Origin of the sequence: Telluria antibiotica (assembly GCF_011682055.1) — a bacterium.
GTDB lineage: Bacteria > Pseudomonadota > Gammaproteobacteria > Burkholderiales > Burkholderiaceae_D > Telluria > Telluria antibiotica.
The window spans coordinates 32,225-46,157 of sequence record NZ_JAAQOM010000015.1 but is presented as its reverse complement, the minus strand read 5'-3'; the positions used below and the strand labels follow the sequence as shown (position 1 = coordinate 46,157).

Annotated in this window: 11 protein-coding genes; 4 read left to right on the top strand and 7 right to left on the bottom strand. The window is 69.2% G+C overall.

Annotation, left to right across the window (positions count from 1 at the left end; all coding sequences use genetic code 11):
- The first annotated feature begins 205 nt into the window (after window positions 1-205).
- Window positions 206-847, top strand: coding sequence for an ABC transporter ATP-binding protein (locus HAV22_RS22785; RefSeq protein WP_166862089.1), 642 nt, complete (start codon window positions 206-208; stop codon window positions 845-847).
- Window positions 848-1,071: 224 nt separating this feature from the next.
- Complete coding sequence (locus HAV22_RS22780; RefSeq protein ID WP_166862087.1) at window positions 1,072-1,380, top strand: hypothetical protein; 309 nt, start codon at window positions 1,072-1,074, stop codon at window positions 1,378-1,380.
- Between the two features lie 39 nt (window positions 1,381-1,419).
- Here HAV22_RS22780 and HAV22_RS22775 read toward each other — a convergent pair whose 3' ends face one another.
- From HAV22_RS22775 to HAV22_RS22745, 7 genes are all read right to left on the bottom strand, one after another.
- On the bottom strand, window positions 1,420-1,893 hold the full coding sequence (locus tag HAV22_RS22775) for a hypothetical protein (RefSeq protein WP_166862085.1): 474 nt from the start codon (window positions 1,891-1,893) through the stop codon (window positions 1,420-1,422).
- A gap of 72 nt (window positions 1,894-1,965) precedes the next feature.
- Window positions 1,966-3,090, bottom strand: a complete 1,125-nt coding sequence (locus HAV22_RS22770) for a response regulator (protein ID WP_166862083.1) — start codon at window positions 3,088-3,090, stop codon at window positions 1,966-1,968.
- Complete coding sequence (locus tag HAV22_RS22765) at window positions 3,090-6,548, bottom strand: response regulator (protein WP_166862081.1); 3,459 nt, start codon at window positions 6,546-6,548, stop codon at window positions 3,090-3,092. Before HAV22_RS22765 ends, HAV22_RS22770 begins: the two co-directional genes overlap by 1 nt.
- Before the next feature lie 40 nt (window positions 6,549-6,588).
- A complete protein-coding gene (locus HAV22_RS22760) occupies window positions 6,589-7,437 on the bottom strand; it encodes a substrate-binding periplasmic protein (protein ID WP_229421375.1) in 849 nt (282 codons plus the stop codon).
- Between the two features lie 27 nt (window positions 7,438-7,464).
- Window positions 7,465-8,397 (bottom strand): Ppx/GppA phosphatase family protein, encoded by a 933-nt coding sequence (locus HAV22_RS22755; protein WP_166862079.1) that lies wholly within the window; start codon window positions 8,395-8,397, stop codon window positions 7,465-7,467.
- 154 nt (window positions 8,398-8,551) lie between these two features.
- A complete protein-coding gene (locus tag HAV22_RS22750) occupies window positions 8,552-9,724 on the bottom strand; it encodes a GGDEF domain-containing protein (RefSeq protein WP_166862077.1) in 1,173 nt (390 codons plus the stop codon).
- Window positions 9,725-9,731: 7 nt separating this feature from the next.
- Complete coding sequence (locus HAV22_RS22745; RefSeq protein WP_166862075.1) at window positions 9,732-10,007, bottom strand: hypothetical protein; 276 nt, start codon at window positions 10,005-10,007, stop codon at window positions 9,732-9,734.
- Window positions 10,008-10,119: 112 nt separating this feature from the next.
- Between HAV22_RS22745 and HAV22_RS22740 the strand changes: the two genes are divergently transcribed.
- Together HAV22_RS22740 and HAV22_RS22735 are read left to right on the top strand one after the other, a co-directional pair.
- The gene (locus HAV22_RS22740; protein ID WP_166862073.1) at window positions 10,120-10,920 is read left to right on the top strand and encodes a fused MFS/spermidine synthase; all 801 of its coding nucleotides are present in this window, start codon (window positions 10,120-10,122) and stop codon (window positions 10,918-10,920) included.
- Window positions 10,921-11,013: 93 nt separating this feature from the next.
- The gene (locus HAV22_RS22735; protein ID WP_166862071.1) at window positions 11,014-13,845 is read left to right on the top strand and encodes a bifunctional diguanylate cyclase/phosphodiesterase; all 2,832 of its coding nucleotides are present in this window, start codon (window positions 11,014-11,016) and stop codon (window positions 13,843-13,845) included.
- Window positions 13,846-13,933 lie beyond the last annotated feature (88 nt).

The window sequence follows — 13,933 nt, the reverse complement described above, 5'->3', positions numbered from 1 at the left end:
GAAACTGCTACTTCCCACATCGCTCGCCGCCCCAACCAAGTCGCCTGGCGCAGCCGATGATACGTAGCGTCCTCTGGAGCAAAATCCCAAAATGAGCTCTGACCCCGAATTTCCTGAAGTGCGTGCTCTGACCCCGAATTTCCGCGCGTAGCTTGGCCAGCCGTGCCCGCATGCTAGAGTAGCGGTTTTGGCAACCCGGCAATCCATGCTCGAACTCGTCGACCTCAGCAAATCCTACGGCGGCCGAACCGTGCTGGCCGCCCTGTCGCACCGCTTCGAACCCGGCGAGTTCGTCGCGATCATGGGCGAGTCGGGTGTCGGCAAGTCGACGCTGCTGAACCTGATCGCGGGGCTCGATGCGCCGGACGGCGGCGAGGTCCGCGTCGACGGCATCGCGATGTCGGCGCTGGACGACGACGCGGCCACGCGGCTGCGGCGCACGCGCATGGGTTTCATCTTCCAGGCGTTCCACGTGCTGCCGCACCTGACGCTGGCACAGAACGTCGCGCTGCCGCTGCTGCTGAACGGCACGCCCGACCCCGGCCGCGCCGCACAGATGCTGGATGCCGTCGGCCTCGCGGGCCGCGGCGCCGACTTCCCGCAGCAGCTGTCCGGCGGCGAGATGCAGCGGGTGGCCATCGCACGCGCCCTCGTACACCGCCCCGCCCTGCTGCTCGCGGACGAGCCGACCGGCAACCTCGACCCCGAGACGGCCGACGGCGTCCTGCGCCTGCTGCGCGCCGAGATCAAGGCCAGCGGCGCCGGGGCCATCATGGTCACCCACTCCCACGCGGCCGCCGCCATGGCCGACCGGACGCTCGTCCTGACCCGTTCCGGCTTGAAATAACGCAAGTTCCTGGCAGAAAGACCGACGTTATGGCGTTTTAGTCATGAACAGTGCGTCGGATTTGTCAAGTCCGTAGTAGCATTCCAACAAACCCACCAGGCATAAGCCAGCGATAAAGAATGCGGTCGGGCTGGATACCGTTCGGGCGCATGCCGCGCCGCACGGACCGGCAACTCTCCAAAACAGTCGATCAGTCTTGAATGTCCATCCCCCAGGAGGAGTTCATGAGCGTACGGCAGAAAAAACAGGAGTTGCTCGAGGCGATGCAGCGCGCCCGGGCCATGGAGCCGTCGAGTTTTGTTCCGAACAAATTGCTCGACACATTGATCCAACGAATGCAGTTGAAAAACGACGCGGAACTGTGCCGCGTCCTGGAGGTACAGCCCCCCATCATCAGCAAGATCCGGCACCGCAAGTTGAACGTCGGCGCCACGATCCTGCTGCGGATGCACGAAAAGTCGAACATCCCGATCCGCGAGCTGAAGGAATTGACGGCCGAGACGCGCACGGAGACGCCGCCGACCCATCACTGAGCGCGCGGCGGTGCGGCCAGGATCACCGGGACAGGCGCGTCACTCGCCCGGCGGACGGCCCGTCTTGAGTTGTGGCAGGCTCGCGAGCACGGCGCGCAGGTCCGCCACGTCGAGCCGGCCCAGCAGGGCCACGCCGACGCGCAGCAGCTCGCTCTTCTTGACCTCGACGCCCGCCTTCAGGCAGGCCTGCTTCACGGTGCCGAGCACCGCGTATTCCTGCTCGGGCATCGTGAAGCTGTCGCGCACGAGGCGCGGGCGCGCAGGTGCAGCCGCAGGCACCGGCACGGGTGCCGGCTTGACGCGCGCGGGCTTCGCGGGCGGCGCAACGGCGCGTGCCGCCTTGCGCGCCACTTTCACTGCCGTTGCCGCCGTCGCCGGGCCGGCCGGCTTCGCGCTCTTCTTCGCGGCCGCGGTCTTCGCAGCAGGTGCCTTCGCCTTCACCGCCGCCTTCGCGGGCGCCGCCTTCTTCGCCGCCGGTTTTGCGGCCACCTTGGCCGCCGTCGTCCTCGCCATCGGGATCTCCTTCTTCAAACAAGCCAAACAATATATATCATTTGGCCAATTCGAGGAAGGGTGCCGCGTGCATCAGGCGCCCGCGTCGCGGAATTCCCCGGCGATCGCGGCGAACTGGTCCTCGATCTCGAAGAACGCATCGAGCACGTCCGGATCGAAATGCGTGCCACGGCCCTTGCGCATCACGTCCAGCGCCTGGCGGTGCGTGAACGCGGGCTTGTAGACCCGGCGCGAGATCAGCGCGTCGTACACGTCGGCCACGGCCATCAGCCGCGCCGACAGCGGGATCTGCTCGCCGGCCAGGTGGTCGGGATAGCCGGAGCCGTCCCATTTTTCCTGGTGCGAGTGGGCGATCTCGCGCGCGAACATCAAAAAGCCGTTCGTGCCGCCGATGTGCTTCTCGACGAGCATGATGGTGTCGCGCCCGTACACCGCATGCAGCTTCATGACCTCGAATTCCTCGCGGTCGAGCTGCCCCTGCTTGAGCAGGATGCGCTCGGGGATCCCGACCTTGCCGATGTCGTGCAGCGGCGCCGAACGGTACAGCAAATCGATGTTGGCGTCCGTGAGCTCCGCCGCGAAACGCGGATGGCCGCGCAGGTGCTGCGCGAGCGCCCGCACGTAACGCTGCGTGCGCCGCAAATGGCCGTCGCCGGCCTGCACGCCCGTGCTGTCGCGCGTCTCCGCGAGCGACGCCATCGCGAGGATAATCGCCTCCTGCATCAGCGCCAGCTGCGCCGTGCGGTCCTGCACGAGCTTTTCCAGGTTCTCGTTGTGCGCCTGCAGCTGGCGGCGCGCGTCGAGCAGCGTGAGTTGCGTGGCCACGCGCGCGAACAGGATCGCGGGGCTGACGGGCTTGGTGATGTAGTCGACGGCACCCAGCGCCAGGCCCAGCGCCTCGTCCTCGGCCTGGTTCTTCGCCGTCAGGAAGATCACGGGGATGCCAGCCGTGGCCGGGTTGGCCTTCAGCCGGCGGCACGTCTCGTAGCCGTCCAGGCCCGGCATCATGACGTCCAGCAGGACCAGGTCCAGGCCTGGCGTCGCCTGCGCGATCTGCAGCGCCAGCGTGCCGTTGGTCGCGACCTTCGTGTTGTACTTGTCCTTCAGGAGGCGCGACAGCAGCATGATGTTGTCGGGCGTATCGTCGACGATCAGGATCGTCGGCCTGGCAGCGGTGGCGGTGGCGGCGGTGTTCATCACGTGGGCGCGGTGGCTGGGCGGGTTGCGAGCAGCTGGCGCGCCTCCTCGAATTCGTAACGGGACAGGTGCTGTGCAAGGTGCGCCAGGCGCTGGCCGTCCAGCACGCCCGCGAGCCGCGCGCGCACGGACTCGAAGTAATCGATGGCGTCACCCGAGTACTCGGCCAGCAGGTGATCGAGCTGGGCGGTGGCGGCCAGCCCGTCGCCGTCGGCGGCAATCGGTGCCATGTGCGCCGGTGCCGCGGGCGACACCTCCGCCGCGCGGGCGAAGTAGCGGTCGAGCGACGCGATCGTGGCATCCACGGCAGCCTCCAGCGCGCGCACGCCGGACGCGAGGCGAGCAGGGTCGGGCGCCGCCAGCGCGAGGCCCTCTTCCACGGCCTGGGCCAGGGTCTGCAACTCACGCGCGCCGACGTTGCCTGCCACGCCGCGCAAGGTGTGGGCGCGTGTGCCGGCCTCGCGCAGCCGTCCTGCCTCGAAGTCGGCGCGGATCTGCGCGCCGGCGTCGCGCTGGGCGTCGCGGAAACGGTCCAGCAGCTGCACGTACAGCGCGGTGTTGCCGGCCACGTGGCGCAGGCCGAACGCGGAATCGATGCCGGACAGGTTCGACAGCCCCGGCAACGTGGGGCCCTCGGCCACGGACGCGGGCAGCGGCGGCGGCACGGCGGGACCGATCCAGCGCGCCAGCGTGGCGTACAGCTTCTCCGGCTCGACGGGCTTGGTGATGTAGTCCTGCATGCCTTCGCGCAGGCAGCGGTCGCGGATCTCGGCCAGCGCATGGGCCGTCATGGCGACGACGGGCACCTTGTCGAAGCGCGTATCGCGGCGCAGCTCGATCGTGGCCGCGTGGCCGTCCATCTGCGGCATCTCGAGGTCCATCAGCACCAGCGCATACGCCTGCGGCCCGCCCGTGCGCAGCATGTCCAGCGCCTCGCGGCCGGTGGCGGCGACGTCCACGGCGATGTGCTGCGCCTCCAGCAGTTCACGCGCGATCTGCTGGTTGACGAGGTTGTCCTCGACGAGCAGCACGCGCGCCACGCAATCGCCCGCCTCCTCGCCGCGGCTGCGGGAGCGCGGCGCGCGCGGCGGCGCGAACAGGGCGACGAGCGTGTCGACGAGCGCGGACTGGCCGATCGGCTTGCACAGGAAGCCGCGGATGCCCGCGGCCTCCGCTTCTTTCTGCACTTCCTCGCGGCCGAACGCCGTCACGAGCACGGTCGACGGCGGCCGCCGCAGCGCCGGGTTGCCCGCGATGCGGCGCGCCAGCTCGATGCCGTCCATGCCCGGCATCTGCCAGTCCGTCAGCACGACGCTGTACGGGTCGCCCGCCGCGTCGGCCGCGAGCAAGGCGCTTTCCGCCTCGGCGCCGCTGGCTGCCACGTCCACGCGCAGCGGCAGCGCCTGCAGCGCCTCGCTCATGATCTCGCGCGCCACTTCGGAATCGTCGACGAGCAGCAGGCGCGCGCCGTCCAGTTCCGGCGGCGCGACGGCGATGCGTTCCGGTTCGCCGGACAGGGGGAAGTCGAGGTCGAAGTGGAAGGTCGAGCCCTTGCCCGGACTGCTGTCGACGTCGATGCGCCCGCCCATCAGGCCGACGAGCTGCTGCGAGATCGACAGGCCCAATCCGGTGCCGCCGTACTCGCGCGTCGTGCTGCCGTTGGCCTGGCTGAACGCGCGGAACAGCTTGGCCTGCTGCGCCTCGCTCATGCCGATGCCCGTGTCGCGCACGGCGAAACGCAACGTCACGCGGCCGCCGCCGAAGCGGTCGTTCTCGGCATCGTCCACGCGCCGGCACGACAATTCCAGCTCGCCCGCCGGCGTGAACTTCACGGCGTTGTTGACGAGGTTGATGAGGACCTGGCCCAGGCGTAGCGGATCGCCCACGAGCATGCGCGGGATCGCATGCGGCACGTGGAACAGGTATTCGAGCTGCTTGTCGGCGGCGCCCTGGCTCGTGACGCTCGCCACGTTCGCCAGCACATCGTCCAGGCAGAACGGGATGTGCTCGACGTCCAGCTTGCCCGCCTCGATCTTGGAAAAGTCGAGGATGTCGTTGATGATCCCCAGCAGCGACAGCGCGGCGCGGTGGATCTTGCCGACGTAGTCCTGCTGCTTGGGCGAGAGCTCCGTGCGCAGCGCGAGATAGGCCATGCCGATGATCGCGCTCATCGGCGTGCGGATCTCGTGGCTCATATTGGCGAGGAATTCCGACTTGGCGACGTTGGCCGCCTCCGCGCGCACGTTGGCGGCGACAAGCGACTGCTCGCGCTCGCGCCGTTCCGAGATGTCGCGGATGAACGAGCAGAATTCGTAGTCGTCGCTCGTCGCCAGTTGCACGCGCGTGATCGCGAGCTCGATGGGAAACTCCACGCCGTCGCGGCGCAGTGCGTATGTCTCGATGCGGGTGTCCAGCACGCCGCCCACGCTGCTCTTTTCGAAGCGCGCGAGGCCGCTGCGGTGCGCCGCGCGGTGGCGCTCGGGGACAATGCATTCGTCGAGCGGGCGGCCCAGCACCTCTTCTCCCTTCCAGCCGAAGATCTTTTCCGCCTGCGCGTTCCAGCCGACGATGCGCCCGCCGCGGTCCATGCGCACGACGGCGTCGAGCGCCGTGTCGACGATGGCCTGCAGCTTGGCCTGGCTGCCCTGCGCCACGCGGATGGAGTCGAGAAGCTCGCGCGTGCGCGCGGCGATCTTCTGTTCGAGGTCTTCGTTCAGGTCGCGCAACTGCTGCTCGATCACGTTCTTTTCGCGCAGCAGGCCGTTCGTCACCTGCTCGGCGCGGCGCAGCCGGTTCAAGGTGTCGCGGAAGCTGCGCACGGCGGACGACAGGCGGCCGACCTGGTCGCGCCGGCCGATGCCGGACAAATGAATGTCCGTCTCGCCGCGCGCGAGCTTTTCCAGCGCTTCCTGGATGTCGGCGAACGGCTGCGTCATGCGGCGCCCGATCAGCAGCACGCAGCCGACGATGGCCAGGGTGAGCATGAAGTTGGCCATCACCGTGTGCATGATCTGGCGGCGCAGGTCGTCGTCGACCTGCCGCCGCGAGAACGCCATCTCGATGCTGCCGACCGGGAAGTTACGGTTGCCGTCGCGGTAGGCGATCGCGCGGTTGACGAGGATCGCGCCTTCCTCGTCGGCGCCCGTGCCCAGTGCGGCCAGCACGGCGCCGTTCGGCGCGAGCACGCGCAGCATCTTGACTTCCGGCGTGGCGCCGAGCGCGTCGACGACGGACGCCACGGCCGCGCTGTTGATGTCGAACAGCGGCCGCGCCAGTGCGTGCGACAGCACCGATGCCTGGCGCTCCACGCGCTCGTGCAGGCGCTGGTCGGCCTCGCTCTGCAAGGTGCGCATCACATAGGTCGTGTAGACACCGGTGGACAGCGCGACGGCCAGCACGATGGCGGCGCCCAGCCGGAACACGATATTCTGGCGCCAGCTGGCGGCAAGCCCGCGCACGAGGCCGGCCGGGCGGCGCGGCGCGGAGGACGGGATCGAGTTAATGGCCGCCTCCCGGTTGGCCGGTGAGCTCGCGTTCGCGCCGGCGGTAGGCGGGACTCGTGCGCACCTCCTCGATCGCGTTCCAGATGCGCGCCGCCAGCTCGGGCTGCTGCGCGACGAACGCGCGCGACAGGATCAGGTAGTACGGCTTTTCGACGAGCGGTACGGGCAGCACCTCGATCTGCTGCGCGACGGGCGTGCGCATCACGCGCACGGCGTCGCCGCCGCCCAGCGCGGCCGCCGCCACGCGCCCCGCCAGCAGCTTCTGCACCAGTTCGTCGGCCTGCTGGCTGCCCTCGTCCACGGGCACGTTCTGCGCGCGCAGGAAGTCGCCGACGGAATAGCCGAGCTGGAACCCGATGCGGCCGTCCACGTTGGCGAAGTGCTTGCCGTCCCAATCGACGCGGCTGCCCTTGCGGCGCACGAGCACGTAGCGGTCGACGTGCATGCGCTTGTCCGGATCGGCCCGGCCAGGATCGGCCCGGCCAGGATCGGCCCGGCCGTCGTCGCCGTGGACGCCGGGGTAGGCGCCCACCTCGAGTCGTTCGCGGCTGAAGCTGACGGCAAACGCGCCGTCGACCCGGTTCTCCTTGACCTGCTCGAGGCAGCGCTTCCACGGCATGCTCTGGTAGTCGAACACGACGCCGAGGCGGCGCGCGACGTCGCCCAGCAGTTCGAAATTCAGGCCGCCGCCGTCCAGCGTGCGCCACGGGAGCACTTCCTGGCGTTCGAAGCACAGCGACACCATCCGGTCCGCGGCGGGCGGCGCCGCGAACGCCGCCGGGCCGGCGCCGATGCTCCAGGCGATCAGGCCAAGGCGCAGCAGTCGCGGCACAGGCGGCGGCATGGCAGCGGGTCGGCGCGCGGCCGTCCTTCAGGCCGCGAGCGCGGCGCGGCCGTGGCGCAGCTCGGCCAGCACGCCGGCCCGCAGGCCGGTCTTCGGCACTTCCACTTCGTCGATCTCCAGTTCTTCCATCAGGCCCAGCAGGATGGCCAGCGCTGCCGTCACGTCACGCAGGCGCAGCGGGCCCAGGCCCGCCAGCACGGCGCCGCCCCCGCGCTGTTCGAGCGCGCGCGCCGCCAGCGCTTCCAGGCGGCCGCGCGTGATGGGGCCGCCCAGGTCGTTGTCGGCCAGCAGCCGCGCCAGCGTGTGGATCGTGCCAGACGCGCCGCACACGCGCTCGCGCCGGCCCGGGCCGAACGCGGGGGCCTCGTCGCCCAGCTTGGCGCGCGTGGAGGCGATCGCGGCGGCGAACGACACGGCGTCGATGCGTCCGCCGCCGAAGAACGTCAGCGCCAGCCGCGACGTCCCCAGGCCCAGCGACGCGACCTTCTGCACGCGGCGGCCGCTGCCCAGCGCCAGCTGGGTGGAACCGCCGCCGATGCCGAGAACCAGGGTGCGCGTGCTGTTGTCGTCCGCGGCCGCGCCGTCGGCCACGCCGAGATACGTCAGCACGGCCTCTTCCTCGCCCGTCAGCACCTGCACGGGATGCCCGAGCAGCTCCTGCGCGGCCGGCAGGAACAGGTGGCTGTTGCGGGCCATGCGCAACGTCGACGTGGCGACGACGCGCACGGCGGCCAGCGCGTGGTCGTTCAGGCGCGCGCGGATGCCACGCAGGCAATCGAACGCCGCGTGCATCGCCTCGGGGCTCAGGCAACCCTGGGCGTCCAGCGCGGCGGCGAGGCGCAGCGGCGCGTGGTAACTGTCGAGGGGACGCAGGGTGCCCTCCTCGACGGCGCCGACCAAGAGGCGGAAACTATCCGATCCGAGGACGAGTGCGGCGTGAATGGGGGAAGTGGTGCTCATGCAGACTCCGAGGTCGAAAACGGCGCCACGATAGCGGGCCAGGATGACGGATCGATGACAGGAGCATCGGTGACCGCATCATCATAAGACATGCTCGACGACCGCGCCATGGCGGCCACGGCCACGCGTGCGTGCGCGTGGGGCGGGCGCAACGTCATTCCTCGACCGGCGCCAGCGCGGCCGCCGCCACTTCGATCCGGTTGCGGCCGGCCTTCTTGGCCACACGCAACGCCTCGTCGGCCCGCGCCAGCAACGTGACGGTGCTGTCGTCCGGGCGGATCGTCGTGACGCCGAAGCTGGCCGTCAGCGAAATCATCGCGCGCTCCGTCTTGACGCGCTCCCCTTCGATGGCGGCGCGCATGCGCTCGGCCACCATGGCGGCATCGTCAAGGCTGGTACGCGGCAGCAGGATCGCGAACTCGACGCCGACGAGGCGGCCCAGCAGGTCGCTGTCGCGCAGCTGGCCCTTGCAGGCGCCGATCAGGTGCGCGAGCACGACGTCGCCGGCCGGGTGGCCGTAGCTGTCGTTGATGCGCTTGAAATGGTCGAAGTCGAGCACGACGAGGGCCGTCGGGTGGCCGGGGCGGCGTGCCAGCGCCATCCACGGCACGAGGGCCTGGAAGAAGCCGCGCCGGTTCGGCACGTCCGTGAGCGGGTCGACGACTTCCAGCCGCGCCAGCTCGGCCTGCTCGCGCTCGCGGCCCAGCAGCAGCCAGCCGAAGCCGCCCAGCAACGCCAGCAGGTACAGCGCGCCGGAGTGGAACTGGCGCAGCATGTCGCTCGTCATCCAGCCCCAGCCGGCCGGCGCCAGCAGCACGAGCGCGCCGCGCGCGCCGACGACGAGCGCGAGCACCGTCGTGGCCAGCGCGAGGAAGCGCTGCAGCATCGACGCCGCCACCCAGTCGCGCGCGAACGCGGCCGCCAGCGCCAGGTAGAACCCGGCCAGCACCAGCGACGCGGCCACGGCGCGCAGGCCGATGGGGTCGATCACCCAGCACAGCAGGAACGCGGCGATGCCCAGCGCCAGCGCGGGGATGACGGCACGGCGCCAGCGCAGCCGGCCGGCGCGTTCCCACGCCGCGCCCGCTTCCCACGCGACGCCGGCGAACACGAGGACATACGCGATCGGCAGCGCGAGGCCTTCCGGCACGACGCCCGCGGCGCCGATGGCCAGCAGCAGCCAGCCGGCGCCCTGGCACAGGCGCGCCCAGCCCCAGGTGGGGACGACCGGGCGGCCGCCATGGTTCGATTGTTCGAAGAAAAACAGCGTCGCGCACAAGGCCAGGTTACCGAGTGCCAGCGCCAGTACCATCGTGGTGGAGTCCATGGGCGCCTCAGAATTCGTGCACGACCGCGGTCGTGCCGTCGCCGACCCGGCTCGCCCAGGCGCGCGTCCAGTAGTTCCGCTCGACGTCGGTGGGCGGCTCGTGCCAGAACACGATCAGGGTACCCTTGTGATCGTGGATCTGGGTCAGCTTCTCGACAAACGCGGGATTCCCGTCCAGGTCGGCCAGCGCCATCGCGTAGCCGTAGACGCGGTCCAGGCGCTCGATGCGGTCCGGCTCGGTCTGGCTGTTGGTGGCGGTAATGGTCGGGTGGTCCAGGAACATGAGGTCTCCGCATGGGCTGCGACGGCCAGCTTATCAGAAACCTATCGTACGCAACAAGTTACGCCATGGCTAGGCGGCGCCGATATCGATTTCACCTATACTTCCTGGCGCCATGCCGCATCACAACGACCCTGTCGACCCGTCCAGTCCGCCTCCGCCGCTCGTGCGCACGCGCCGCGGCCGGCGCACGCTCGAGTTCGCGCCCGGCGACATCCAGAGCGAAATGCTGCTGGCGCGTCCGGACGCCCTGACGCTCGACTATCTGCGCGCAATGATGGGTTTCGTGCTGTTCCGGCCACGGCCGCGCCGGATCGTGATGGTGGGACTGGGCGGCGGCTCGCTCGCCAAGTTCTGCCACCGGCATTTCCCCACCGCACACATCACCGTCATCGAATTGCGCGCGGACGTGATCGCCCTGCGCGACGCCTTCCACGTGCCGCCCGACGGCCCGCGCTTCGCCGTCGTGCACGGGGACGCGGCCGACTGGCTGGCGGCCCACCCCGACACGGCCGACGTGCTGCTCGTGGACGGCTTCGACGCGCGCGGCCTGCCGCCACGGCTGGCGGACGCGGCCTTCTATGCCGACTGCCGGCGCGCGCTGCGCCCCGGCGGCATGCTCGTGGCCAACGTATTCACGTACGATCCGCGCTACCGCGAGGTCATGGCCGCGCTGGATGCCGCGTTCGCGGGCCGCATCTGCTGGTTCGACAAGGTCGCGGGCAACAACCGCATCGTGTACGCGCTGCGGCTGCCCGCCGATGCCGCCGCGCGCCGCATGGCCGCGCTCGCGCGGCGCCGCGGTTTCGGCGCGGGATTATTGAACCGGCTAGCCATACGAATCATCCTTGCCTGGATCACATCGCGAACTGTTCTGGCCCCGCCACAACTACGGTCCGTACGCCCCCGCCTGTGACAATTTGTTTGCGGTAACTAGAGTTTCTGTGACAAACTGACGCTCTTAATGCCTCCGGGCAACCACTTATCTTACATGCATAGGGATCACTGGATGTCGCGTCGCCGACTGCCGTTTTCGCTCACGCTCGCTGCAGGCCTCACCCTGGCTGGCGGCCTGACCGCCACCGCGGTGTTGACGGTCGCGGTCAGCCGTCTCGAATACGACAACAAGGCGCTGGCCTTCGAACAGGGCACCGGCGTGCGCGTGGCCGCGCTGCGCCAGGGCATGGAAGAAGCGGTCGAGGTGCTGAACGTCACCAACCAGCTGTTCACGACCGTCCAGCCCGTTACGCGGGCACAATTCCACGATTTCACGACGCCGCTGCTGCAGCGCAATCCGTACATCCGCGCGTTCAATTTCCACCGCGTCGTGACGGCAGCAGAGCGGCCCGCGTTCGAGGCGGAGCTGCGCCAGTTCCAGCCGGACCTCGTCGTGCGCGAAATGCACAACGGCAAACGCGTGCCGGCGCCGGCGCGGCCCCGCTACAACGTCGTCGACTACCTCGAGCCGATGCAGGGCAACGAAGCCGCGCTCGGCCTGAACGTCAGCGAAAACCGCCAGGTGAGCGACGCCCTCTTGCGCGCGCAGGCGAGCGGCCGGGCCGCCGTGACGGACCTGCTGCGACTGGCGCAAGCGCCCGACGCCCCCAGTTTCGAAGTGGTGATGCCCGTCTACGCGCAGGGCGGCCGCCTGCTGGGCGACACGGCCGCCGTGATCTCCATACCGACGCTCGTCAAGACCACGCTGGCGCGCGCCGGCCTGCTCGACGACCACAGCATCGGCCTGCGTTTCTACGGCGGCGGCCGCGCCGACCCGGCCCGCCTCGTCTACACGAGCCCCCACGCCACGCCGGCCGTGCCTCCCGCCGCCATGCTGGCGGCCGGGTACACGGGACGCACCGTCGACACGTTCACCGTCGGCGGCCAGTCGTGGACCGTGGAAGCCACAGTCGCACCGAGCCCCTGGCTGGCCGACCACCTCGGCTCCACGTTGCTGCTGGCCGGCGGCCTGCTGTCGACCCTGCTGCTCGCCGCGTTCGTGCAGGCCGCGGGCGAGCGCACGCGCAAGGTGCAGGAACTGGTGCGCGAGCGCACGGCCGACCTGAAGCTCACGAACCAGCGCCTGATCGACGACGTCCTCGCCCGCAAGCGCACGGAAAATGCGCTGCAGGAAAGCGAACAGCGCTTCCGCCAGCTCGTCGCCATGTCGTCCGACTGGTACTGGGAGCAGGACGATGCGTTCCGCTTCACGCACGTCACGGGCGACTTCACGGAAAAATCCGGCATCGCCACGGAGCGCGTGCTGGGCCGGCGCCGCTGGGACTACGTGCCCGCGCTGACGGACACGGAACTGGGCCGCGAGCACATCGCCACCCTGGAAGCGCACGAACCGTTCCGCAACCTCGAATACCGCGTCGTCGACGACAACGGCGAGGAGCGCTGGTTCTGCATCAACGGCCAGCCCACGTTCGACGAGACGGGCCGCTTCACCGGCTACCGCGGCACGGGCAGCGACATCACGGCGCGCAAGGTCACCGAGCAGCGCGTGCACCATGTCGCGCAACACGACGTGCTGACGGGCCTGCCCAACCGTTCGCTGCTGCAGGACCGCCTCGGCCAGGCCGTCGCGTACGCCTCGCGCAGCGGGCATCCGGTGTGGGTGATGCTGATCGACCTGGACCGCTTCAAGTTCGTCAACGACAGCATGGGCCACAAGGCCGGCGACGTCCTCCTGATGACGGTCGCCGCGCGCCTGCGCTCGTCGCTGCGCGACACGGACACGGTGGCGCGCCTGTCCGGCGACGAATTCGTCGTGATCCTGTCCGAGCATTCCGACCAGCCGTTGACGCCGGACATCGTCCAGCGCGTGATGGATTCCGTGGCGCAGCCCGTGATGCTCGGCACCAAGGAATTCTTCGTCACGTGCAGCATCGGCGTGGCCGCCTTCCCCTGCGACGGCACGCCGGCCGAGAACCTGATCGAGCACGCGGACATCGCCATGTACCGCGCCAAGAAGCTGGGCCGCAACAACTTCCAGTTCTATACGCCGGCGATGAACGAGGAATCGCTGGAGCGCGTACGCATCGAAAGCGCGCTGCGCAACGCCCTCGAACGCAACGAATTCGTGCTGCACTACCAGCCGCAGGTCGACCTGCAGACGGGCCGCATCGTCGGCATGGAAGCGCTGATCCGCTGGAAGCATCCGGAGCTGGGCATGGTGCCGCCGTCGCGCTTCGTCGGCATCGCCGAGGATACTGGCCTCATCGTCCCGATCGGCGCCTGGGTCATGCGCACCGCGTGCGCCCAGAACAAGGCCTGGCAGGATGCGGGCCTGGGCAAGCTCCGGGTGGCCGTGAACCTGTCGGCGCGCCAGTTCAGCGCGGCCGACCTCGTGCCCGGCATCGAGGCCGTCCTGGACGACACGGGCCTGGACCCGTCGTGCCTGGAACTGGAATTGACGGAAAGCCTGTTCATGAGCGACGTCACGCCCGCGGTGGAACTGCTGCACCGCATGAAGGCGCTGGGCATCAACCTGTCGATCGACGACTTCGGCACGGGATACTCCAGCTTCTCGTACCTGTCGCGCTTCCCCATCGACGTGCTGAAGATCGACCGCTCGTTCGTCAACGACATTACGCACGATGCCAACGACGCCGCCATCGTCGCCTCGATCATCGCGCTGGCGCACAACCTGCGCTTGTCCGTGATCGCGGAAGGCGTGGAAACGGCCGAGCAGCTCGACTACCTGCGCCACCAGGGCTGCGACGAAATGCAGGGTTATTACTTCTCGAAGCCCCTGCCGGCCAACGAATTCGAGCAGTTGCTGCGCCAGCGGCGGGGCCTGGTGGCCCCGGAAGACGAGCCGCAGACGGCCGTCGCCTGACACAATCTCGAAATCGCTTTAAGTTCTGGCCGCAAATGCATTAATTAGTGCATTTACTTATAGCATTGTCGACATCATTCTTTTACAA